Source organism: Methylobacterium sp. 77 (genome assembly GCF_000372825.1).
Taxonomy (GTDB): domain Bacteria; phylum Pseudomonadota; class Alphaproteobacteria; order Rhizobiales; family Beijerinckiaceae; genus Methylobacterium.
The window spans coordinates 2,046,451-2,068,134 of the sequence record NZ_KB910516.1; the positions used below are offsets into that span (position 1 = coordinate 2,046,451).

General features: G+C 66.8%; 22 protein-coding genes. 11 read left to right on the plus strand and 11 right to left on the minus strand.

Going from position 1 to position 21,684, the window contains the following annotated elements; translation table 11 throughout:
- Window positions 1-113: 113 nt before the first annotated feature.
- From A3OK_RS0109715 to A3OK_RS0109750, 8 genes are all read left to right on the plus strand, one after another.
- Window positions 114-767 (plus strand): DsbA family protein, encoded by a 654-nt coding sequence (locus tag A3OK_RS0109715; RefSeq protein WP_026597089.1) that lies wholly within the window; start codon window positions 114-116, stop codon window positions 765-767.
- A 206-nt stretch (window positions 768-973) separates the two neighbouring features.
- Complete coding sequence (locus tag A3OK_RS22635; RefSeq protein ID WP_051092916.1) at window positions 974-1,387, plus strand: AtpZ/AtpI family protein; 414 nt, start codon at window positions 974-976, stop codon at window positions 1,385-1,387.
- Window positions 1,388-1,468: 81 nt separating this feature from the next.
- Window positions 1,469-2,224, plus strand: a complete 756-nt coding sequence (locus A3OK_RS0109725; RefSeq protein WP_019904680.1) for a F0F1 ATP synthase subunit A — start codon at window positions 1,469-1,471, stop codon at window positions 2,222-2,224.
- A gap of 90 nt (window positions 2,225-2,314) precedes the next feature.
- Window positions 2,315-2,542 (plus strand): F0F1 ATP synthase subunit C, encoded by a 228-nt coding sequence (locus A3OK_RS0109730; protein WP_018044493.1) that lies wholly within the window; start codon window positions 2,315-2,317, stop codon window positions 2,540-2,542.
- Between the two features lie 103 nt (window positions 2,543-2,645).
- On the plus strand, window positions 2,646-3,206 hold the full coding sequence (locus A3OK_RS0109735; protein ID WP_019904681.1) for a hypothetical protein: 561 nt from the start codon (window positions 2,646-2,648) through the stop codon (window positions 3,204-3,206).
- Window positions 3,207-3,280: 74 nt separating this feature from the next.
- The gene (locus A3OK_RS0109740; RefSeq protein WP_196805478.1) at window positions 3,281-3,766 is read left to right on the plus strand and encodes an ATP F0F1 synthase subunit B; all 486 of its coding nucleotides are present in this window, start codon (window positions 3,281-3,283) and stop codon (window positions 3,764-3,766) included.
- Between the two features lie 164 nt (window positions 3,767-3,930).
- A complete protein-coding gene (locus tag A3OK_RS0109745) occupies window positions 3,931-4,857 on the plus strand; it encodes an ABC transporter ATP-binding protein (RefSeq protein ID WP_019904683.1) in 927 nt (308 codons plus the stop codon).
- Entirely contained in the window at window positions 4,854-5,645 is a 792-nt protein-coding gene (locus A3OK_RS0109750) for an ABC transporter permease (protein WP_019904684.1), read from the plus strand. Before A3OK_RS0109745 ends, A3OK_RS0109750 begins: the two co-directional genes overlap by 4 nt.
- Window positions 5,646-5,669: 24 nt before the next feature.
- Here the strand turns inward: A3OK_RS0109750 and A3OK_RS0109755 are convergent, their stop codons facing one another.
- Entirely contained in the window at window positions 5,670-6,434 is a 765-nt protein-coding gene (locus tag A3OK_RS0109755; protein ID WP_026597091.1) for an alpha/beta hydrolase, read from the minus strand.
- A gap of 264 nt (window positions 6,435-6,698) precedes the next feature.
- On the opposite strand from A3OK_RS0109755, the gene A3OK_RS0109760 reads away from it, so the two are divergent.
- A complete protein-coding gene (locus A3OK_RS0109760) occupies window positions 6,699-7,145 on the plus strand; it encodes an SRPBCC domain-containing protein (protein ID WP_019904686.1) in 447 nt (148 codons plus the stop codon).
- Window positions 7,146-7,305: 160 nt separating this feature from the next.
- Here A3OK_RS0109760 and A3OK_RS0109765 read toward each other — a convergent pair whose 3' ends face one another.
- Window positions 7,306-8,652, minus strand: coding sequence for an MFS transporter (locus A3OK_RS0109765; protein ID WP_019904687.1), 1,347 nt, complete (start codon window positions 8,650-8,652; stop codon window positions 7,306-7,308).
- Between the two features lie 423 nt (window positions 8,653-9,075).
- Between A3OK_RS0109765 and A3OK_RS0109770 the strand changes: the two genes are divergently transcribed.
- Entirely contained in the window at window positions 9,076-9,924 is an 849-nt protein-coding gene (locus tag A3OK_RS0109770) for an FkbM family methyltransferase (protein ID WP_026597092.1), read from the plus strand.
- 88 nt (window positions 9,925-10,012) lie between these two features.
- Here A3OK_RS0109770 and A3OK_RS0109775 read toward each other — a convergent pair whose 3' ends face one another.
- From A3OK_RS0109775 to A3OK_RS0109810, 8 genes are all read right to left on the minus strand, one after another.
- Window positions 10,013-11,545, minus strand: a complete 1,533-nt coding sequence (locus A3OK_RS0109775; protein ID WP_019904689.1) for an acyl-CoA carboxylase subunit beta — start codon at window positions 11,543-11,545, stop codon at window positions 10,013-10,015.
- Between the two features lie 115 nt (window positions 11,546-11,660).
- A complete protein-coding gene (locus tag A3OK_RS0109780; protein ID WP_019904690.1) occupies window positions 11,661-12,455 on the minus strand; it encodes an ATP12 family protein in 795 nt (264 codons plus the stop codon).
- Window positions 12,456-12,512: 57 nt separating this feature from the next.
- Window positions 12,513-13,211 (minus strand): HAD-IA family hydrolase, encoded by a 699-nt coding sequence (locus A3OK_RS0109785; RefSeq protein ID WP_019904691.1) that lies wholly within the window; start codon window positions 13,209-13,211, stop codon window positions 12,513-12,515.
- Between the two features lie 45 nt (window positions 13,212-13,256).
- Window positions 13,257-13,640, minus strand: a complete 384-nt coding sequence (locus tag A3OK_RS0109790; protein WP_019904692.1) for a hypothetical protein — start codon at window positions 13,638-13,640, stop codon at window positions 13,257-13,259.
- Between the two features lie 124 nt (window positions 13,641-13,764).
- Window positions 13,765-15,183: an RluA family pseudouridine synthase gene (locus A3OK_RS0109795; RefSeq protein ID WP_019904693.1), complete on the minus strand. Its 1,419-nt coding sequence runs from the start codon at window positions 15,181-15,183 to the stop codon at window positions 13,765-13,767.
- A gap of 55 nt (window positions 15,184-15,238) precedes the next feature.
- A complete protein-coding gene (locus tag A3OK_RS0109800) occupies window positions 15,239-16,486 on the minus strand; it encodes an Hsp70 family protein (RefSeq protein ID WP_019904694.1) in 1,248 nt (415 codons plus the stop codon).
- A 76-nt stretch (window positions 16,487-16,562) separates the two neighbouring features.
- Window positions 16,563-17,120: a TerB family tellurite resistance protein gene (locus tag A3OK_RS0109805; protein WP_019904695.1), complete on the minus strand. Its 558-nt coding sequence runs from the start codon at window positions 17,118-17,120 to the stop codon at window positions 16,563-16,565.
- A gap of 153 nt (window positions 17,121-17,273) precedes the next feature.
- The gene (locus A3OK_RS0109810; RefSeq protein ID WP_019904696.1) at window positions 17,274-18,770 is read right to left on the minus strand and encodes a carboxypeptidase M32; all 1,497 of its coding nucleotides are present in this window, start codon (window positions 18,768-18,770) and stop codon (window positions 17,274-17,276) included.
- Between the two features lie 282 nt (window positions 18,771-19,052).
- Between A3OK_RS0109810 and A3OK_RS22640 the strand changes: the two genes are divergently transcribed.
- Window positions 19,053-20,141, plus strand: coding sequence for a calcium-binding protein (locus A3OK_RS22640; RefSeq protein ID WP_196805429.1), 1,089 nt, complete (start codon window positions 19,053-19,055; stop codon window positions 20,139-20,141).
- A gap of 50 nt (window positions 20,142-20,191) precedes the next feature.
- On the opposite strand, the gene A3OK_RS0109820 is transcribed toward A3OK_RS22640, so the two are convergent.
- Window positions 20,192-21,508: a replication-associated recombination protein A gene (locus A3OK_RS0109820; protein WP_026597093.1), complete on the minus strand. Its 1,317-nt coding sequence runs from the start codon at window positions 21,506-21,508 to the stop codon at window positions 20,192-20,194.
- Window positions 21,509-21,684 lie beyond the last annotated feature (176 nt).

The following is a 21,684-nucleotide window of genomic DNA, read 5'->3' on the forward strand; positions in this document are numbered from 1 at the left end:
ACAGGTGCAGCGGCGCATGGAAGCGGGACCGCCTGTCCCGTCTTGTCAGATTGTCCGCGGGTCTCTACCGCAAGCCGCATGGATCGGATCTGCGAGCGGAGCCCGTCGACAGCATGATCACCCGTCGCGACACCCTGAAACTCACCGGCATGGCGATCGGCGCTGCGGCGCTTCTGCCGCGGATGACCCTCGACGCCTTCGCGCAGGATGCGAACCTGGCCTCTCTGATGGAGCCGGGTCCGCTCGGCGACGTCTGGCTCGGGCCGAAGGACGCCAAGGTCACGATCATCGAATACGCTTCGATGACCTGCTCGCATTGCGCCGCGTTCCACAAGCAGACCTGGCCGGTCCTGAAAGAGCGCTACATCGATACCGGCAAGGTGCGCTTCACCCTGCGCGAGTTTCCGCTCGATCCGCTGGCCACCGCCGCCTTCATGCTGGCCCGCTGCGACGGCGATGCGAAATATTACCCGATCACCGATCTGCTCTTCGACCAGCAGCAGGCCTGGGCCTACGTGCAGAAGCCGCAATCGCCGGTGGATGCCCTGGAGCAGATGCTCCGCCAAGCCGGCTTCTCCAAGGAGAAGTTCGAGACCTGCCTCAAGGACCAGAAGCTCTACGGCGCCGTGAACGCGGTGAAGCAGAAGGGCCTGGACACTTTCAAGGTCGATTCGACCCCGACCTTCTTCATCAACGGCGAGCGCTTCAAGGGCGAGATGTCGATCGAGGGAATGGAGAAAGTCATCAAGCCGATCCTGGGAGCGTGAGAGCCGAGCTTGGCTGCTGATTGCCCCTCATGCACTGGGCACATCGCGGAAGATGAGCCAAAAGATCGGTTTTATCTAGTTTTTACAATGGGTTAGCCCGTGTCCGGCGCGCCTTGACACCCAAGATGGGCGAAACTATGGTGCGCCGCGCTTGCAGGAGGCTTTCCGACCTGTTCCCTCTCCTCTCGCCAATGTGAGTTTTCGCCGTGAGCGGTAACGACGCAGGGGATGGGCGTGGGGACGGACGTCAGCAGAAGCCGGACGAGGACCTCTCGACAAGGCTCAAACGTCTTGAGAGGCGGATCGAGGAGAAACGGCCCGCCGCTTCGTCCGGTCCTCTGCCGCGTCCCGGCGCCTCAAGCGGGGCGTCACCCTTGGGCCAGGCGATGCGACTCTCCACCGAGTTCATCGCCGGTGTCCTGGCGGGAGGCATTCTCGGCTGGTTATGCGATCAGTTTCTGGGGACGAAGCCCTGGGGTCTGATCGTTCTGCTCATGCTGGGCTTCGCAACCGGCGTCTATAACGTCATGCGTGTCTCGGGCTCGCTCCCGGGATCGGCCAGGAAAATCGTGGTCGAAAAGAGCGCGGACAAGAACGACCAGGATCGCGAGCGGTCCTGATACGTGAGCTTTGCCGCTTTCGGGCGGTCGTGGGGGAAGCGGGCATCTCGCCCGCTCGTGGACAGAAGGACGGTAGCGGCAATGGCCGTAAAGATGGATCCGATCCACCAGTTCGAGCTCAAGCCGCTCGTTTCCTTCGGTCATATCGGCAACCAGGAACTCGCGTTCACGCAGTCGGCCCTGTACATGTTCGCCGCCGTCGGGATCATCGCTCTGATCACGATCGTGGCGACGTCGCAGCGTTCGGTGGTGCCGGGCCGCATGCAGTCCGTGGCCGAGGTGTTCTACGAGTTCATCGGCTCGACCCTGCGCCAATCGGCCGGGCACGGCTCCGAGCGGTTCATGCCGCTGATCTTCTCTCTCTTCATGTTCGTGCTCGTGCTGAACATGTTCGGCATGATCCCCTACGCGTTCGCCGTGACAAGCCACATCATCGTGACTTTCGCCCTGGCGTTCCTCGTGATCGGCACGGTCATCGTCTACGGCTTCATGGCCCATGGCACCAAGTTCCTGAAGGTGTTCGTGCCCTCGGGCGTGCCGGGCTGGCTGATGCCGATGATCGTGGCCATCGAGATCGTCTCCTTCGTCTCGCGGCCGATCAGCCTCGCCGTCCGTCTCTTCGCCAACGTCCTGGCGGGCCACATCGCCCTCAAGATCTTCGCGGGCTTCGTGCCGGCGCTCCTCGCCGCTGGCGCCTGGGGTGCGATCTCGCCGCTGCCGCTGGCTCTCAGCGTGGCGGTGACGGCTCTCGAATTCCTCGTCGCCGGTCTGCAGGCCTACGTCTTCGCGACGCTTGCCTCGATCTACCTCAGCGACGCGCTTCACCCCGGCCACTAGGCCGCGGCGATACACCCTTCCGTCCCCGGTCCGCGGTTGCGGCCGGATTTCTCTCCACGCAACGAACGAACCGACACCAGGAGCAATTTGATGGATCCCTTAGCCGCTAAGTACATCGGCGCCGGTCTCGCCTGCCTCGGAATGGCGGGCGCCGCCATCGGCCTCGGCAATCTCTTCGGCCAGTTCTATGCCGGCGCACTTCGCAACCCGTCGGCCGCCGACGGCCAGCGCGGCAACCTGCTCCTCGGCTTCGCCCTGACGGAAGCGCTCGGCATCTTCTCGCTGCTCGTCGCCCTGCTTCTCCTGTTCGCCGTCTAAGACCGGCGTTCCCGTCGATCCGACAGCAGACCCGGACCGGGCGCCCCGATTCATCGGAGGCGCGCCCGGTCCATCACACGAATTTCTTTGAGCGAAGGACGTCATGGCTCAGCCGGCCCATTCGACCGCAACGCAAGGCATCGTCGCATCGCCTGCGTCCGAACATGGCGGCGGCTTTCCGCCCTTCGAGAGCCATACTTTTCTCTCCCAGTTGATCTGGCTCGCGCTGGCCTTCGGCCTGCTCTATTACCTGATGGACAAGGTGGCCCTGCCCCGCATCCAGGCGATCCTTCACGACCGCGCCACGCGGCTGTCGTCGGATCTCGACGAAGCGCAGCGGATGAAGGCCGAGGCCGAGGCCGCCGGCGCCGCCTACGAGAAGTCGCTCGCCGACGCTCAGGCCAAGGCCCGCACCATCGCCGCTGAGACCCGCGCCGCCCTCACCGCCGAGGCCGAGACCCGTCGCAAGACGCTGGAGGCCGAACTCAACGACAAGATCGCCGCCTCCGAGGCCACGATCCGCACCCGCACCGCCGAGGCCATGGGCAGCGTACGCTCCATCGCCGGCGAGACGGCTTCCGCCATCGTCGAGCGCCTCACCGGACAGGCTCCCGACCAGGGCAGCCTCGACACCGCGCTGAACCGCGTCGCGTTTCCGCACTGAACCGGCGACCGCGCCAGACGTGACTGATCCGGCCCTGCCCCGCCGGACGCCAACGAGTTAGGACGACGAGAATGTTGTTGGATGCCGAGTTCTGGGTCGCCGTCGCCTTCGTCCTGTTCATGGCCGTCGTGTGGAAGGTCGGCGGCTTCGCGCAGATCACCAAGGGGCTCGACACCCGCGGTCGCCGCGTGCGCACCGAACTCGACGAGGCCCGCCGCCTGCGCGAGGAGGCTGCCACCGTCCTCGCCGACTACAAGAAGCGCCGCGCTCAGGCCGAGTCCGAGGCCGAGGCCATCGTCGCCGGAGCCCGCGAGGAGGCCCAGCGCATCGCCGACGAGGGCCATGCCCGCCTGAACGAGTTCATCGCCCGCCGCACCAAGTCGGCCGAGACCAAGATCGCGCAGGCCGAAGTTCAGGCCACCGCCCAAGTCCGCGCCGCCGCGGCCGACGCCGCCGTCAAGGTCTCCGAGGTGGTGCTGCGGGAGCGTCTGCAGGGCGATGCCGGCCTGTCGCTGGTCCGTTCCGGCCTCGACGAGGTCAAGGGCCGGCTTCGCGCCTGAGCTTCGCGTCCACGACCCATCGTTTCGAGAAAGCCGCCGCGAGGCGGCTTTTTTGTTGCCCGACGTGCCGCTTCACACTCGCGGGCTATGGCGCCCATCATGGTATGGCAGCACGGCATGGCAGCGCCCGTCGTCGCGCCGACGCACATGATCCATGGAATCCGATGCCGCCGATCATTTCCATCTCCGGCCTGTCCAAGGTCTATGCGTCCGGTCTCCACGCCCTCAAGGACATCGATCTCGAGATCGCCAAGGGCGAGATCTTTGCCCTGCTCGGCCCGAACGGAGCGGGCAAGACCACGCTGATCAGCATCGTCTGCGGCCTCGTGCGGGCCAGCAGCGGAACGGTGACCGTCGACGGGCTCGACATCGCGAAGGATTACCGCGAGGCACGCAGGGCCATCGGCCTGGTACCGCAGGAACTCACCACCGACGCGTTCGAGACGGTCTGGGCGACGACGAGTTTCAGCCGTGGCCTGTTCGGGATGAAAGCCGATCCCGCCCATATCGAGCGCGTGCTGCGCGACCTGTCCCTGTGGGACAAGAAGGACAGCCGCATCATGACGCTGTCGGGCGGCATGAAGCGGCGCGTGCTGATCGCCAAGGCGCTGAGCCACGAGCCGCGCATCCTGTTCCTCGATGAGCCCACCGCGGGCGTCGACGTGGAGTTGCGCCAGGAGATGTGGCGGCTGGTGCGCAAGCTTCGCGACCAGGGCGTCACCGTCATCCTCACCACCCATTACATCGACGAGGCCGAGGAGATGGCCGACAGGGTCGGCGTGATCCGGAAAGGGCAGATCATCCTGGTGGAGGAGAAGGCCGAGCTGATGCGCAAGCTCGGCAAGAAGCAATTGACGCTGCAATTGCAGACCCCCCTCCCCGCCCTCCCGGACGAGCTGGCGCCGCACGGACTCGCACTGTCGGCGGATGGCCATGAGATCGTCTACACCTACGATACCAAGGGCGAGCGCACCGGAATCACCACGCTCCTCACCGACCTCGCCGCCGCCGGGATCCCCTTCCGCGATCTCTCCACCAGCCAGAGCTCGCTCGAAGACATCTTCGTCGATCTCGTGAGGGAGCAGGCATGAGCGCCGCCTCGATGAACCCACTTGCGATGAATTGGCCCGCGATCCGCGCGATCTACCTCTTCGAGATGGCGCGCTTCTGGCGCACCGGGCTCCAGAGCATCGTCGCTCCGGTCATCGCCACGTCGCTCTACTTCGTCGTCTTCGGCGCGGCGATCGGCTCCCGCATGGCCTCCGTCGACGGGGTCGCCTACGGCGCCTTCATCGTGCCGGGGCTGATCATGCTGTCGTTGCTGACGCAGAGCATCGCCAACGCCTCCTTCGGCATCTACTTCCCGCGCTTTGCCGGTACGATCTACGAGATCCTGTCGGCTCCGGTCTCGCCCCTGGAGATCGTGCTCGGCTATGTCGGCGCGGCCGCCTCGAAATCCATCCTGATCGGCCTCATCATCCTCGCGACCGCCGCGCTGTTCGTGCCGTTGAGGATCGAGCATCCGTTCTGGATGGTGGCGTTCCTGCTGCTCACCGCGGTGACGTTCAGCCTGTTCGGCTTCCTCATCGGGCTCTGGGCCGATGGGTTCGAGAAGCTGCAGCTCGTGCCGCTCCTCATCGTGACGCCGCTGACCTTCCTCGGCGGCAGCTTCTATTCCATCGAGATGCTGCCACCGTTCTGGCGGGCGGTGAGCTTCGTCAATCCGGTCGTCTATCTCATCAGCGGCTTCCGCTGGAGCTTCTTCGGCACCTCCGATGTGGGGGTCGAGATCAGCCTCGCGATGACGCTGGTGTTCCTCGCCCTCTGCCTCGGCGGCGTGACCTGGATCTTCCGCACGGGGTATCGCCTCAAGACCTGAATCGACGAATGACGATCCTGAGGGTCAGGGACGCTCGTCGAGGAAGGCGAGCACGCCCTGCCGGTGCTGCTTGTCGCCGACAGCGGTGCTGTGGTCGCGATTGGGCAGTTCCAGGCTCTTCGCGTTCTGCATGAGCGCGGCCAGCGCCGGAGCCGAGCCGGCCACCGTGTCGAGGGTGCCCACCGTGACGAGGGTCGGCGCCTCGATCTGCGAGACTTCCTCCCGCGACAGGGTCTGGCGCGAACCGCGCATGCAGGCCGCAAGCGCCCGCAAGTCGCTCTTCGTCTGTTCCGCGAAGGTGCGGAAAGCGGCCGCCGTGAGGTTCGGTGCCTTCTCGCCGGGCGGGGCTTCCAGGGCTTCGGCGATGCCGTTCGGCAATCCCCTACCCTCGACCAGATGCAGCCCGAGCCCGCCCAGAAGCACCGAGCGCACCCGTTCCGGATTGTCGAGGGCGAGATAGGCCGAGATCCGCGCGCCCATGGAATAGCCCATGATGTCGGCGCGCTCGATGCCGAGATGGTCGAGCAGGCGCCGCGCGTCCTGCGCCATGATATCGGAGCCGTAAGCCTCGGGATCGTACAGCTTCTCGCTCTCGCCATGGCCGCGGTTGTCGAGGGCGATGACCCGGCGCCCTGCCTCGGACAGGGTCCGCACCCACAGCGTGTTGACCCAGTTCACCGAGTGGTTCGAGGCGAAGCCGTGGATCAGCAGGATCGGATCGCCGCTGCCGCCCTTCGCCGGCGCGTCGATATAGGCGATGGTGGTCCCGTCGGAATCGAAGGTCTGCATCGAGCGGTCCATGCCTTTCGAAAAAGCCGCCGTCGGTCGAGGGGCGGTCCCTATTGGCCGCCAAACTCGCCCTTGAGCGGCACAGAGGCAAGCCGGGAGTGGTCGCAGGGGTGACAAGAGTGCACTTCCCTCGTCCCACATGGGCGCGCCCGGCCTGGCCCCCCTTGCCGCCCGGCCCCTCCGGCGCGATGAACGAGGAAATCGTCGCGCGGGCGCAGCTTCGGTCGTGCGGTCATGCGTCGACCAGCGAGGATACGGACGACCATGATCCAGATCGTACCCGTCGTCGTCCTCAAGCACGTCGTCCGTGCCTCGCAGCCTGACGTGTTCCGTGCCTTGACCGACCCGGCCCTCGCCAGGCGCTGGCTGGCACCGCCCGGGACGGACGCGGTGCATGCGGAGATCGACCTGCGTGTCGGCGGCGCCTTTCTGCTGCGGGGGCGGGACGCGAGCGGAGCGCTCCATAGCGTCACCGGCCGCTACGAGGAGATCCGGCGCGGCCATCACCTGCATCAGAGCTGGAACTATGACGGGTCGAACGACCGGTTGCGGATCGGCGAGACGGTGGTCCAGACCGACCTCCTCTCCGTCGGCGACCAGGCCACGGAAGTCACCCTGACTCATCGCCGTATCGTCGACGTGGACGTTCGCAACGCCTATCGGGAGCATTGGCGCCATTGCTTCGACAGGCTTCAGGCCGCTTTGGGCTGAGATCTGGCCGGATCGTCTCCCGCACATTCCTTCCCGGACGGGTTGGTCGATAACCCGATCCCGGGTCCAAGGCGGGATGCCGCTTTCCTGGTTGCGAACGATCGAGGGGCCACGGCTCGCGCCGCAGCCCCCCTTCTCGATGGTTCAGAAAGCGGAAGGCTCAGGCGAAGGCAGGCTGACCGCTGGTGACGGCGCGCTGGGCGACGGCCTCATCGTAGAGTTTCTGCTCGCTCTCCTTGTGGGTGAGCGAGAAGCGCACCGAGATCGCACAGAGCGACGAGATCAGCACGGCGATGCCGAGGATGAACAGGGCGCCGGGCAGGTTGCCGACCCCCTTGAGCAGGAAGCCCGCCGCCACGGCGCCGACATTGCCGCCCGCGCCGATGATGCCTGCGACGCCGCCCAGAGCCTTGCGGTCGATGAACGGTACGAGAGCGTAGGTCGCGCCGCAGGCCATGTGGGTGAACAGGCCGAAGGCCAGCATGGCGACGACGGCGAGCGTGACCGAGCCGGCATAGGCGAAGGCCAGGAGGCCGATCCCCTCACCGACCATCAGCCCGAACAGCAGCAGGGTGCGGCCGTCGAGACCCTTGGCCCGGGCGACCCGGTCCGAGGCGATGCCGCCGAGGGCGCGCGCGAACAGGGCGAGCAGGCCGAAGCTGCCTGCCGCCAGCCCGGCCTGGGTCAGATCCAGGCTGAAGCGCTCGACGTAATAGGTCGCCGCCACCGCATGGATGAAGATCTCGACGCCGAAGCAGGCACCGTAGGTGATCGCCAGCATCCAGACCCGGTAGTTCGTCATCGCCTGCTTGAAGACGGCCCAGCCGCCCTTCTTGCCGGAATCCACCGCGACGCCACGGGCGCGCAGTTCCATGATGTTGCCCTCGGGCGTGTCCTGCGTGAACCGGTAGTAGAGGAACGCGACGATCAGCATCATCACGCCGGGCACGAGCATCGACAGGCGCCAGCCCATCGTCTTCTCGACGCCGATGCTGACGAGGGCCGCGAGGATGAGCGGCATGACGCTCTGTGTGACGCCGCCGCCGGCATTGCCCCAGCCGCCCACCGTGGCGTTGGCGGTGCCGACCACGTTCGGCGCGAACATCACCGAGGTGTGAAACTGGGTGATGACGAAGCTCGCGCCGATTGCGCCGATGGCGAGGCGGAAGAACAGGAAGCTCTCGTAGGAATTGGCGAAGGCGATGCCCACGACCGGGATCGCGCCGAGGGTCAGGAGCGCCGTATAGGTCAGACGAGGCCCGAACCGGTCGCACATCGGCCCGATCAGCAGGCGCACCAGGATGGTGATGCCCACGGCGGCGATGTTGATGTTGTAGACCTGATCGTTGGTGAGGTGGAACTCGCCCTTGATGACCGGCATCAGCGGCGCGACGGCGAACCAGGCGAAGAAGCAGACGAAGAAGGCGAGCCACGTGATGTGGAAGGCCCGCATCTGCGGCGTGGCCAGACTGAAGAGATCGATTCGGGTGGCTTTTTGGGAGTGCATTCGAAGAGGCTCCAGGCGATCGGATTTCTCCCGGCACTCCTCGCGAGTGGCCCCCGTCGCGCGGGGTGGGGAGAGACTGGTCGCTCACGCCACAGTGAGCACGAGGCGCCTGTCGTCCGAGGCGTCTCTCGCGGGCGCCGTTGCCCACGGGGGGCGCTGTTGCATTGCACATGCCAACTGGAACGCTTCTGGAAACGCGGCCCCTCCGACGGTCATCGCGCCCTGTGCCGGGCGTTTCGGCACGCGGGCCCGAAGCCGATCGCTTCTCGTCGGCATGCCTCTCCGATGGTCGCCTGCGCAGTCGATAGCCTCAAAGATGCTCTGTTTTCAGTCACGGCGCTTAATTAGGCAGTGGCGCTCGCGGGTCGTTGGCCGACAGGTGGCGCTTGCCGTGCGCCCGTGGGGCTGGCATCACCCGCCGCCATGAACGACACGCAATCTTCCGGCATCCGGCCTTTCGGCACCTACGCGCCCAAGGGGCTCGTGGCACGCATCACCGAGCGCACGGTGAACCTGTCAGGCCGAAGCTGGGCGGGGCGACGCCTCGGCTTCTTCCTGCGCCGGCTCGCGATCACGATGCTGCACGGACAGCCCCTCGACGTGGAGCGGTTCGGTGCGCGGATGCGGCTGCACCCCTACAACAACAATTGCGAGAAGAAGGTGCTGTTCACGCCGCAATTCTTCGATCCCGAGGAGCGTGCGCTGCTGCGGTCGCGGCTGGAGCCGGGCTGCACCTTCCTCGATATCGGGGCGAATATCGGCGCCTACGCCCTGTCCGTCGCCGCTTTCGCCGGCCCTCGTGCCCGCATCCTCGCCGTCGAGCCGCAGCCGGATGTGTTCGACCGTCTGACCTACAACATCGCGCAGAACCCGTTCGGCACGGTGAAGGCGGTGGCCTGCGCGGTAGCCGACAAGGCCGGCGAACTGACACTGTTCGTGGACCCGCGCAACCGCGGCGAATCGAGCCTGAAGATCGTCGGGACCAATGAGGGCGCGCAGATCCGCGTTCCGGCGGTGACGTTGCTCGGCCTCGCGCAGGGCGAGGGCATCACCCGGATCGATGCGATCAAGCTCGATGTCGAGGGTGCCGAAGACCTGATCCTGGAGCCGTTCCTGCGGGAAGCCCCGGTCTCTCTCCATCCGCGCCTCCTCGTCATCGAGGACGGCACCGCGCAATGGCAGATCGATCTCGTCGGCCTCCTCGAGGCGCGAGGCTACCGCCAGATCGCCCGCACGCGCCTGAACCTGATCTTCGAGCGGAACGGCGACTGAGGGCGCCCGTCGGGTCGCCGGACCCGGCCGAGCATGTCAGGATGCGCCGATGGATGGTGGAGCCCATCCATCGGCTGAACCTGCCCGTTCAGAGCGGGATGTTGTCGTGCTTCTTCCAGGGCTGCTCCATCTCCTTGGTGCGCAGCATGCCCAGCGCCCGGGCGATGCGTTTGCGCGTCGAGTGGGGCATGATCACCTCGTCGATGTAGCCGCGCTCGGCCGCCACGAAGGGCGAGAGGAAGCGGTCCTCGTATTCGGAGGTCCGCGCCGCGATCTTGTCGCTGTCGCCGATCTCGCTGCGGAAGATGATCTCCACCGCGCCCTTGGCGCCCATCACGGCGATCTGCGCGGTGGGCCAGGCGTAGTTGAGGTCGGCGCCCACATGCTTGGAGGCCATCACGTCGTAGGCGCCGCCGAAGGCCTTGCGGGTGATGATGGTGACCAGCGGCACCGTCGCCTGGCTGTAGGCGAAGAGCAGCTTGGCGCCGTGCTTGATCAGGCCGCCGTACTCTTGGGCGGTGCCCGGCAGGAAGCCCGGCACGTCGACGAAGGTCACGATCGGGATCGAGAACGCGTCGCAGAAGCGCACGAAGCGGGCGGCCTTGCGCGAGGCGTCCGAGTCGAGAACGCCGGCCAGCACCATCGGCTGGTTGGCGACGAAGCCGACGGTGCGACCTTCGATGCGCCCGAACCCGGTGATGATGTTGCGGGCATAGGTCGACTGGATCTCGAAGAAATCGCCCTCGTCGGCGACCCGGCGGATCAGCTCGCCCATGTCGTAGGGCTTGTTCGGGTTGTCCGGGATCAGGGTATCGAGGGATTTGTCGAGACGGAGCGGGTCGTCGAAGCTCTCGATCTCCGGCACGCCGTCGATGTTGTTGGCGGGCAGGAAGTCGACGAGGCGGCGAATCTGGAGGAGCGCCTCGACGTCGTTCTCGAACGAGCCGTCTGCGATGGAGGATTTCGTGGTGTGGACCTTGGCGCCGCCGAGTTCCTCGGCCGTCACCACCTCGTTGGTCACGGTCTTCACCACGTCGGGGCCGGTCACGAACATGTAGCTCGTGTCGCGGACCATGAAGATGAAGTCGGTCATGGCCGGCGAGTAGACGTCGCCGCCGGCGCAGGGGCCCATGATGACCGAGATCTGCGGGATGACGCCGGAGGCGGCGACGTTGCGGCGGAACACTTCGCCGTAGCCGCCGAGCGCCGCGACGCCCTCCTGGATGCGGGCGCCGCCGGCATCGAAGATGCCGATGATCGGGGCGCGCATCTTCAGCGCCATGTCCTGGACCTTGACGATCTTGGCCGCGTGCGTCTCGGAAAGCGAGCCGCCGAACACCGTGAAGTCCTTGGAGAACAGGAAGACGGTGCGGCCGTTGATGGTGCCCCAGCCGGTGATCACGCCGTCGCCGGGGATCTTCTGCTTCTCCATCCCGAAATCGGTCGAGCGATGCTGCACGAACATGTCGAATTCCTCGAACGACCCATGGTCGAGAAGGAGTTCGATACGCTCGCGCGCCGTCAGCTTGCCGCGCTTGTGCTGGGCCGTGACGCGGTTCTCGCCGCCGCCGAGGCGGGCCTGGGCGCGCCGCTCTTCCAGCTTCTCGAGAATATCCTTCATGCGCGGTGAGCCTTGAGATGGGTGCGAGGAGACGGGCCGTGCCGCATGTCGCGACGAGGCTTGGCGGTAAACTTCAAACGCGCCTTAGCACGGAGGACAGGCAGCGAAAATGGATTTAAAGGACAAGCTTTGCCAGCGTTGCCGCCGCCTCGAACTCGTGCTTGCGCAAGACGTGCCGGGCTTCCGCCTCGGCGTCGCTTCCCCAGACGCTGGCCTGATAGGCCTCGTCCACATGCGCGGCTGTCCAGGCTTCCTGCGGGGTGAGGCGGCCATGCAGGGTGGCGAGCGCGATGAGGAGCGAGCCCGTCAGCGTGGTCATCGTGTGGAGCGCGGCCAGCCGGAACGGACCATCGACGGCCGCGATCGCGCTGCGGAGCGCGGCCACGGACGGTTCGGGCTGGGTGACGTGCATCACGCCCTCGCTGAGGATGAGGCGCGCACCCAGCGTCTCGCGGGCCCAGTCGAGCAAAGGGTCCCAGGCGCGCGCCTGATCGGCCACGAGGCGTTCGGGATCGGCGGCTCTGTAGGCCACGAGATCCGTGCCGGCATAGGCCGAGAGGTCGTCGATCACCGCCTCGCGGCGGGGGGCGACGCCGTCGATGGCGGTGTTGGCGAGCCGCGTCAGCGGCATGGTCGCCGGATCGATGGACGCGACCTGCGCCGCCCATTCGGCGGCCACGGCCTCGCCGAGCGCCCGCGTCGGCAGGCTCAGCGGGTTGCGGGCCGGTGTGTTGGCCGGGCGCCCGTCGAGGGTCAGGCGGAAGCCTTCATCGTTCTTGGAGAGGCCGGCCGTCTCATAGAAACGCTTCGGCAGCGCCGGGCGCGTCTGCGCGCGCACCGCCCTGTGCGGATCGTGCACGGGAGGGGCATCGGAGGCGCCGAGCCAGTCGGCGGGATCGTCGTTGCTCATGATGGCGGGTTCTAGCGCATCGCTTCCCGGCCCGCGAGCGCCAAGCCGGGGCGAACTCTACTCGGGCGCGAGCCCGGCGACGATGGTGTCGCCACCGACTTCGATGAAGGCGCCCGAGAACAGGTCGGCCAGCGCGGCGGCCGTCTCGACCACCGTCACCGCGCCCGCTCCGTACAAGGCGCCGGGCGGATGATAGCCCCAGGCGACTCCAACCGCGGCCGCGCCGGCATTCACCGCCATGTCCATGTCGTAGGTGGTGTCGCCGATCATCACCGTGGTCTCCGGCAGGGCGCCCACTTCGGCCATGGCCCGACGCAGCATGGTCGGGTCCGGCTTCGACGGCGCGTCGTCGGCGGTCTGGGTGGTGGCGAACACGTCGCCCCAGCCATGGCTCTCGATGAGCCGGTCGACGCCGCGCCGGGACTTGCCGGTTGCGAGCCCCAGCCGCAGGTCGTCGCGGGCGCGCAGGCGCTCGATCAGCTCTCCCATGCCGGGAAACAGCGGTTCCTCGTAGGCGGGATCGAGCCGCAAGGTGTTGAAAGCCCGCTTGTAGCTCTCCGACAGGCTCTCGATGGGCCCCTGCTCACCCACGAGGCGCCGGAAGGCCTGGGGCAACGACAATCCGACCACGGAGAGGGAGACCGCGCGCGACGGTGCCGCCATGTCATGCTCGGCGAAGGCCACGCCCTGGGCGGCGACGATGAGATGCTGGCTGTCGACGAGCGTGCCGTCGACGTCGAAGACGACGAGCTTCACGAGAGCCTTCCTCGCGGCCGGTTCACGGCCCGCATCCCTGCCGGCTCACGGCTGGCGCCCCTGCGGGGATTGCTGCGCCGGGTTCTGGCCGGGCTTCGGGCGTTCGTAGCCGAGCTTGCACCGGATCAGGAAGCGCCGCCGCACGCCACCGCGCAGGTTGCGCGCATGTGAGAGCCGATTGCAGCTGGCATAGGATCGGCGCCTGCGATCGCCCGACCGAGCCTGCGGCCCCTGCCGGCCGACGGAGGGGGGTGGAGGCGTCTGGTTCTGCGCGGCCGGCACGGTCGCCGCCTTCGGAGCGGGGATCGACTGGCTCTGTTGCGGACCCGGCACCTGTGCCGCAGCGTCGGAGGTCAGCGACGCTGATCCGAGGCACACGAACAGGCCGATGGATGCGGTACAGGCCATGGTCGCGAACGTCATCGGCATGTTTTCTCGCTGCAACGGCACATGAGGTCGACCACAAGGATAAGCCATGTCGCCTGATTGCCAAGGCGCATCCACGAGTGTTCCCCGTCGATGCGCCCCAGCGGAAGACGTCCGCGGCGGCGTGTCAGGCCTCCGGCGCCTCGATGATGGGGTCGTAGCGGGAGGCGTCGAAGCCGAGCAGGTTCCAGCTCTGCGCCATATGCGGCGGCAGGGGCGCGGTCACGTCCACCGGCTTGGACGTGCGCGGATGCGGGATCACGATGCGCCGGGCGAGCAGGTGCAGCCGGTTCTGGATGCCGCCGGGTAATTCCCAGTTCTCGATGCTGAAGTATTTCGGATCGCCGACGATGGGATGCCCGATATGGGCGGCATGGGCGCGCAGCTGGTGCGTGCGCCCCGTGACCGGCTTCAGCGACAGCCAGGACAGCTTCTGCGCCGCGTTGTCCACCATCGCGTAATAGGTCAGGGCATGGGCGGCGCCGTCGTCGCCGTGCTTCGCCACCCGCATGCGGGCATCGCCGTCGGCGGGCTCGTCCTTGGCGAGGTAGGTTGAGATCCGGCCCTGCGGAACGCGCGGAACGCCGGCGGTGAGCGCCCAATAGACCTTGCGTGCGGCACGCGAGCGGAAGCTCTTGGCCAAAGTCGAGGCGGCGATCCGGGTCTTGGCCACGATGAGGCAGCCGGCGGTATCCTTGTCGAGGCGGTGAACGAGGCGCGGCTTCTGCCCGTCGGGACCGGTCAGCGCTTCCAGCAGCCCGTCCACGTGACGCACCGTGCCGGAGCCGCCCTGGACGGCGAGGCCGAAGGGCTTGTTCAGCACCATCATGTCCGCATCCTCGTAGAGGATGAGCGAGCGCAGGTAGTCGGCGTCGTTGGCGTCGCGGGCGGGACTGCGCGGGCGTTCCGAGACGGCGTCGAGCTTCAGCGGCGGCACGCGCACGCTCATGCCGGGCAGGAGGCGGTCATTGGGTTTGGCGCGCTTGCCGTCCACCCGCAGCTCGCCCTTGCGGACGATGCTCTGGACGCGGGTGAAGGGCAGTTGCGGGAAGCGCGTGGTGAGGAAGCGGTCGATCCGCATCTCGGCCTCGTCCTCCTCGACGATCAGCGTCTGCACGCCGGAAGCGAGGGTGGCGGAGGCGGCGGCGCGCTGCTCGCGCCGGGTCGGTCCCTCGGGTGCCGGTTCCGGAGGCTTCGCGCCGGTACGACGGGGGTGCGGGGCATCGAAGGATTTCGCCGCGACCTCGTTGCGCGGCGCACGCGTCCGTGGGGCGCGGGGAGCGACCGCCTCGTCGTCGGCCGTCGCTTCCGGCGCGTCGCCGGGGCGCCACGGCGCGCGCTTGTCGGCGTCGCCGCGCATCTGGGCCGCGCGCTGGGCCGCGTCGAGGGCGCTGGTGCGCGGGCCGGTGCCTTCACGGTCGGGCCTGCGGAACGCGCCGGGCTTGCCGGTGCGGTACGGTTTCCCGCCGCTTCCGGGCTGTCCGCCCTTGCCGGCACCGGAGCCTTTGCGTCCGGCGCTGCCGCGTGATGGTGGTCTGGTGGTCATCGGGTGCTCGTAACACCCTCGCCTCTCTCGGCAAAGTGCTACGAGAACGCCGATGTCAGGCCGCGCGGCGGCCCGCCTCGATGGTAAGGCCGGTCCCGACCGAGCCGAACGTGTCTCCGTCGACCACGCGGGCCTTGGGCACCCCCGCCACTAGGGCGGCGCGGACATGCGGCAGCCCGGTGGATCCGCCGGTGAGGAACAGGGCGTCGATGGCCTCGGCCGGCAATCCCGCCTGCTTCAGGCAACGCCCGATCCGCTCGGCGATCCGGCGCGATAGCTCCTCCGTCTGCGCCACGAGGCCGGCATGATCGAGATTGGCCGAGAGCCCCGGCTCGACCCAGCCGAGCGCCACGCCGCCATGGCCCGCATCCGAGGCGGCGATCTTGGCGCCCTCGACTTCCATCGCCAGGGAATGGCCGCGCTCGGCCTCCACCACGGTGTAGAGCCGCCCGATCAGGTCGGGCCGGCGCGCGTCGCGGCGGACTTCCTCGATCTCGCGCAGGGTCTTGGCATTGTAGAGCCGGTTGATGCTCGACCAGGTGGCGAGGTCGTGGAAATAGCCGCTCGGCACGTCGAGGTCGCCCCGGTTCATCGGGCTGCCGAGGCCGAAGAGCGGCATCACCGTGCCGAGGCTGAGCCGCCGGTCGAAATCGGTGCCGCCGATGCGCACGCCGTCATTGGCGAGGATGTCGCCGGACCGATCCACCTTGGCATGGCGCTCGGGCGAGAGCCGGACGATCGAGAAATCGGAGGTGCCGCCGCCGATATCGGCGATGAGGGCGATCTCCTCCCGTCTCACCTGCTGCTCGTAATCGAGCGCCGCCGCGATGGGCTCGTACTGGAACGAGACATGGCGGAAGCCGATGCTCCGGGCGATCTCGCGCAGGGCGTCCTCGGCCCTCGCATCGCCTTCGGGATCGCCGTCGACGAAATGGACCGGCCTTCCGTGGACAACGGTGTCGATGGTCGCTCCCGCCTGCGATTCGGCCCGCGTCTTCACGGCGGCGAGGTAGCGGGCGATGACGTCGCGGAAGCGGATGCGTTCGCGTCCGACCGGCGTCGTCTCCTCGAGCAGCGAGGAACCGAGCACCGATTTGAGGCTGCGCATCAGCCGTCCCGGCGTGCCCTCGACATACTCGTCCATGGCCGCACGTCCGACCAGGGGCATCCCGCCCGGCGGGAAGAAGATCGCGCTGGGGATGGTGACGTGGTCGCCCTCCAGCCGCAGCAAGGCGGGCCGCCCCTCGGTGACGAGGCCGAGTGTGGTGTTGGACGTGCCGAAATCGAGGCCGCAGGCCGCCATGAGGGTCTCCGGACGAAAGTCCGCTGGAATGGGGGGCCGTCGACCTACAGGCTACGCCGCCCCGGGTCCACCGGTCTCAGCGCCCGAAATCGCCGGCCCGGCTCGCCTTCAATGCAGGGCTCGCGCCCGCGAGCCGCCGCTTGAGCCGCACGATCGCTTCCCGCTGCAACTCGCTCGCGGCCGAATGGGCGCCGGCGACCTGCTGCAGCATGTCGATGAAGTGCAGACGCTCCGCCTCGGTGAGATTGTCCCGCAGCAGGGGCAGCAATTCGTCCGCCACCACCGAGAACGGCCGCCGCGCCTCGGTGTAGGTCCAGGCCCGCTCGAACGTGGCCGAGATCGAATCGATCTGCAGCGGAGAATCCATGAATTCCAGGATCTTGGTCTTCTCGGCGGCGGTGACGGGACTGCCCGTGCGGACGAGCTGGATCATCAGGATCACCGCCGCGAGCCGGACGTCCCGCACCCGCTTCAGCGGCGTGCCGATGATGTCCTCGAGCGTCGATTTCGCCCGGCGCTGAAGCCCCTTCGTATCGCGGTTGACCTCCTTCAGCGCCGTCGCGGTGCCGTGCATGCGGATGACCCAGAACAGGATCGCACCCACGATCCCGACCACAGCGGCGATGACGACCATCTCAACGTGCCTTTCCCCGGAGCCGGCCCGGTCGGACGATTGAATCGGGCGGGAGCATAGCGTCGCGGTTGTCGCGACAAAACCCGACGGGACGTGCCGCCATGCGAGGGATCGCCCCGTCCCGATCGATTCGCGGCCTCGCGTTTCGTGCGCTCAACCTTCCCCGAGATACCGATGGCGCAGGTGGCGCATGTAATCCGCCGCGCCGAGGGGCTTGCCGGTGGCGACGACGAGGAGTTCGTCGGTCTCCAGCAGGGACCCGCGTCCGTGCACGCTCTCGCGGAGCCAGCCGCGCAGGGCGGTGAAATCGCCCGCCGCCAAATCGGTGGAGATGCCGGGCAGGGTTTCGCGGGCGGCGCGGAAGAGCTGCGCCGCCGCCATGGCGCCGAGCGTGTAGGTCGGGAAATAGCCGAAGCTGCCGCCCGGCCAGTGGATGTCCTGCAGACAGCCGACCCGGTCGCTCGGCACGGCGAGACCGAGGAGGTCGCGCATGCCACGGTCGAAGGCGCCCGGCAGGTCGGCTACCGCGAGATCGCCGGCGATCATCGCCGATTCGAGGTCGTAGCGCAGGAGGATATGGGCCGGATACGTCACTTCGTCGGCATCGACCCGGATCAGCCCCGGCTCGACCCGCGTGTAGAGGCGGTGCAGGTTGTCGGCGTCCCACGCCCTCCCCTCCCCGCCGAAGGCCTCGCGCAGGAGTGGCGCGAGATAGGCGCAGAACTCGGCCGAGCGGCAGGCCTGCATCTCGATGAGGAGCGACTGGCTCTCGTGCAGGCTCATCCCCCGTGCATACCCCACCGGCTGCCGCAGCCATGCGGCCGGGCGCCCCTGCTCGTAGATCGCGTGGCCGGTCTCGTGCAGCACGCCCATCAGGGCCCGGCTGGCGTCGGCCTCCTCGTAGCGCGTGGTGATGCGGACGTCGTCGGTGGCGCCGCCGCAGAACGGGTGCAGGCTGACGTCGAGGCGGCCACGCTCGAAATCGAATCCGACCGCCCGCATCAGCGTGAGGCCCAGCTCCTTCTGAGCCTCGACCGGGAAAGGCCCGGGCAGCGGGATCGGAGCCGGCATCGCTGCCTGCCGGTCGCGGACCGTTGCGATCAGGCCCGGCAGTGTCGCGCGAAGCTCGGCGAAGAGCGGATCGATCGTGGCGCGGCGCATGCCGGGATCGTAGCCGTCGAGGAGCGCGTCGTAGGGATCGAGCCCCAGGGCGGCGCCCTTGGCTTCGCCCACCTCGCGCTGGAGCCGCAGGGTTTCGGCGAGATGGGGAGCCAGCATCGCGAAATCCGATGCCGCCCTTGCTTCGCGCCAGACCATCTCGGAGCGGGAGGAGGCCTTGGAACTCGCGGCCACGAGGTCCGCCGGGACGGCCGAGGCGTGGAGATAGGCACGCCGCATCTCGCGCAGGTTGGCCCGCTCCCACTCGCCGAGGGCGGCCTCGTCATCGGAGGCACGGGCGATCAGATCACCGGTCTCGGCGGCGGTGAGGATCTCGTGGGCGATGACCCGCAACTGGGCGAGCTGCTCGGCCCGGCCGTCGGCTGCACCATCCGGCATCAGCGTCTGCGCATCCCAACCGAGGATGCCGGCGGCATCCTCGACGGCGCCGATGCGGGCGAAGCGGGTGGCAAGGGTTCGGTAAGGGTGCATTGTCGCGGCTGGCCTTTCTGCTTCCGGGGGCGCCCTACAATGAAACCACCAGTCTCAGGAAGCGCGCGCATGTCCATCGAATCTTAGACGAGCGAGGCGTCAGACGATGGATGAATTCCATGGCTCGATTTCAGCCACGGCGTGTCCTCTAGGCTACTGCGGAGTACGGAAAAAGCGCTATGTTTCGCGAATGCGCAAAATACGTTCGGCTGTATTTTGTCGAAATCAACGCTGTTGTGACCTGGTGCAAAGATGAACTCGATAAAAATTACGAGCGGTAAGGTGTTTCAAGATCATGATAGTCGCGATTTCGGAGTCGTGGGTTCATTTGGGGACGATTTGAGCGACTCGTATGAGGTCTCAGTTGGCTACGGCGCATCCGGCGATACCCTTTTTTTCGGGTATCCATCTGGTTCGATGCTGTCCTACGGCATCCCATCCATCGCCGCCTTCGCCTTCAACTTTGCCAAGAACGTGGCCGTAGTCTCGATACAGGGCTACAAGTACAGCGATGTCTTGATCGGAGGCCTTAAGGGCGACCTCCTAGATGGTGGTGCCGGTGGCGACCTCATCAACGGTGGGGCCGGTCGAGATACCGTCAGCTACGAACATTCCAACACCAAAGTCAGCGTGAATCTTGAGACCGGCCTTTGCAAGGGGGGCGATGCCGCCGGCGATCGCCTGGTGAGCATCGAGAACATTGTTGGAAGCGCGAATAACGACCATCTGATCGGGGATGCAAAAGCGAACACGTTGGTGAGCAACGGTGGGTACGATACCCTCGAAGGAGGAGCTGGGAACGACCACATCGTCATTAGCTCGAAGATCGACCGTATCGATGGTGGATCCGGTCAGGATACCCTTACGATCACGGAGGGCTCCTTCGTGGCGCTGACGAGCGGTCGCTTTACGGGGGTCGAGAAGATTAATGTCGAGAACGATGCCACTCTCAATTTGAAGAACGTCGAGATCGGAGTGTCCATCAAATCGTTGAGCACTGCGGATCATGGGATCGCGCATGACGTCGATATAACAGGTACCTCTGGAGCCGATCGGATAACCGCTGGATCAGGCGGCGACTATCTCGATGGGCATAAGGGGAACGACAAGTTGTTCGGTGGTGCTGGTGCCGACATTTTCAATTTCGATGACGATTTCGGGCGTGATGAGATTTACAAATTTAACATAAAAACCGATAATTTGTTGGTCTATAAATTTGCGAAGTCAATGGACGACATTAACATTAAGTCCGTCCATGGTGGCGCCGACACCGAGATTACGTTTTCCGGTAGCGTTGATCCCAACCAAAAGATCATTCTGCACGGAGTCGATGCTTCGGCGGTATCGGAAGATGCATTCTGGTTCGTCTGATCGGGAAGTGTGATCATTCTTCGGGACGAAAGGAATCGAAAACTGGCGCGTCAGCTCTCCTCCTCGCGGCGCTCCCGTCGCAAGCGCTCCCAATGCGCGAGGCGGTCGCCGTAGCGGGTCTCCATGCCTCGGTCGGTGGGCTCGTAGAAGTGCTGGCGTCCGAGCTGTTCCGGCCAGTAATCCTGGCCCGAGAACGCGTCCGGTTCGTCATGGTCGTAGCGGTAGCCCTCGCCGTAGCCGATCTTGCGCATCAGCTTGGTCGAGCCGTTCAGGATGGTGCGGGGCGGCGGCAATGAGCCGTGCTCCTTCGCCACCCGCGTCGCCGCCTTGTAGGCGTTGTAGACCGCGTTCGATTTCGGTGCGCAGGCAAGGTAGACGGTGACCTGGGCGAGGGCCAGCTCGCCCTCCGGGGAGCCGAGGAAGTCGAACGCGTCCTTGGCAGCGGTGGCCACCACCAGGGCCTGCGGATCGGCGAGGCCGATATCCTCCACCGCCATCCGGACGAGGCGTCGGGCGATGAACAGGCGATCCTCGCCTCCGTCGAGCATGCGACAGAGATAGTACAGCGCCGCATCGGGGTCCGAGCCGCGCACGGTCTTATGCAGGGCGCTGATGAGGTTGTAATGGCCCTCCTGGCTCTTGTCGTAGATCGGCGCCCGGCGCTGGACGATCTCCTGCAGGGTGGCCGCGTCGAAGATCTCGTCGCGCTTGGCCGAGCGCCAGACTTCTTCCGCCAGGGTCAGGCAGGCGCGCCCGTCGCCGTCGGCCATGCGGACGAGAACGCCGCGCGCCTCCTCGTCCAGCGGCAGCGGCCGTTCCGTCAGCGCCTCGGCGCGGACCAGCAGTTTGGCGATGGCCGCGTCGTCGAGGGACCGGAACAGCAGGACGCGGGCTCGCGACAGCAGCGCGGCGTTGAGTTCGAAGGAGGGGTTCTCGGTGGTGGCGCCCACGAGCGTCACCGTCCCGTCCTCCATGACGGGAAGGAAGGCGTCGAGCTGCGCCCGGTTGAAGCGGTGGATCTCGTCCACGAAGAGAAGCGTCCCCTGCCCCATCGTCCTGCGCTGGCGGGCCGCCTCGAACACCTTCTTCAGGTCGGCGATGCCGGAGAAAATCGCGGAGATCTGCTCGAACTTAAGATCGGTCTCATGCGCGAGGAGGCGGGCCACCGTCGTCTTGCCGGTGCCCGGCGGCCCCCAGAACACCAGAGAGCCGAAGGATTTTGAATTGAGCAGGCGGGTCAGCGAACCGTCCGGCCCGGTCAGGTGCTCCTGTCCCACCACCTCCGAGAGGGAACGGGGCCGCAGCCGGTCGGCGAGCGGCCGCGGCGCGTCGTTCTGCAGGCCGGCGGAGGCGAAGAGATCGGACATCGGCGCATAGAAGACGCGGGCCGCCTCATCCCGCAATCCGGAAATGGCATCGTCCCCGCGATTCCATGGCTCACCCGTAGCCGTGACGACTCGGGAATGCCGCTCGGCGGCATCCCGTCGATCGGGCATATCCCGGCCTCGGGTCGGTCTCAGATCGGAAGCAGCACCAGCTCCGA

Excerpts from the sequence above, each read along its gene's own strand:
- A3OK_RS0109800 (WP_019904694.1), bottom strand. The coding sequence starts at position 16,486 with ATGGCGGCCTGCGGCCTCGATTTCGGCACGTCCAACACCACACTCGGC.
- A3OK_RS0109795 (WP_019904693.1), bottom strand. The coding sequence starts at position 15,183 with ATGACCACCAGACCACCATCACGCGGCAGCGCCGGACGCAAAGGCTCC.
- A3OK_RS0109780 (WP_019904690.1), bottom strand. The coding sequence starts at position 12,455 with ATGAGCAACGACGATCCCGCCGACTGGCTCGGCGCCTCCGATGCCCCT.
- A3OK_RS0109790 (WP_019904692.1), bottom strand. The coding sequence starts at position 13,640 with ATGCCGATGACGTTCGCGACCATGGCCTGTACCGCATCCATCGGCCTG.
- A3OK_RS0109810 (WP_019904696.1), bottom strand. The coding sequence starts at position 18,770 with ATGCACCCTTACCGAACCCTTGCCACCCGCTTCGCCCGCATCGGCGCC.
- A3OK_RS0109755 (WP_026597091.1), bottom strand. The coding sequence starts at position 6,434 with ATGCAGACCTTCGATTCCGACGGGACCACCATCGCCTATATCGACGCG.
- A3OK_RS0109765 (WP_019904687.1), bottom strand. The coding sequence starts at position 8,652 with ATGCACTCCCAAAAAGCCACCCGAATCGATCTCTTCAGTCTGGCCACG.
- A3OK_RS0109770 (WP_026597092.1), top strand. The coding sequence starts at position 9,076 with ATGAACGACACGCAATCTTCCGGCATCCGGCCTTTCGGCACCTACGCG.
- A3OK_RS0109735 (WP_019904681.1), top strand. The coding sequence starts at position 2,646 with ATGGCTCAGCCGGCCCATTCGACCGCAACGCAAGGCATCGTCGCATCG.
- A3OK_RS0109820 (WP_026597093.1), bottom strand. The coding sequence starts at position 21,508 with ATGTCCGATCTCTTCGCCTCCGCCGGCCTGCAGAACGACGCGCCGCGG.
- A3OK_RS0109725 (WP_019904680.1), top strand. The coding sequence starts at position 1,469 with ATGGCCGTAAAGATGGATCCGATCCACCAGTTCGAGCTCAAGCCGCTC.
- A3OK_RS0109775 (WP_019904689.1), bottom strand. The coding sequence starts at position 11,545 with ATGAAGGATATTCTCGAGAAGCTGGAAGAGCGGCGCGCCCAGGCCCGC.
- A3OK_RS0109760 (WP_019904686.1), top strand. The coding sequence starts at position 6,699 with ATGATCCAGATCGTACCCGTCGTCGTCCTCAAGCACGTCGTCCGTGCC.
- A3OK_RS0109730 (WP_018044493.1), top strand. The coding sequence starts at position 2,315 with ATGGATCCCTTAGCCGCTAAGTACATCGGCGCCGGTCTCGCCTGCCTC.
- A3OK_RS0109805 (WP_019904695.1), bottom strand. The coding sequence starts at position 17,120 with ATGGTCGTCATCGCCGCTGTGGTCGGGATCGTGGGTGCGATCCTGTTC.
- A3OK_RS0109745 (WP_019904683.1), top strand. The coding sequence starts at position 3,931 with ATGCCGCCGATCATTTCCATCTCCGGCCTGTCCAAGGTCTATGCGTCC.
- A3OK_RS0109750 (WP_019904684.1), top strand. The coding sequence starts at position 4,854 with ATGAGCGCCGCCTCGATGAACCCACTTGCGATGAATTGGCCCGCGATC.
- A3OK_RS0109715 (WP_026597089.1), top strand. The coding sequence starts at position 114 with ATGATCACCCGTCGCGACACCCTGAAACTCACCGGCATGGCGATCGGC.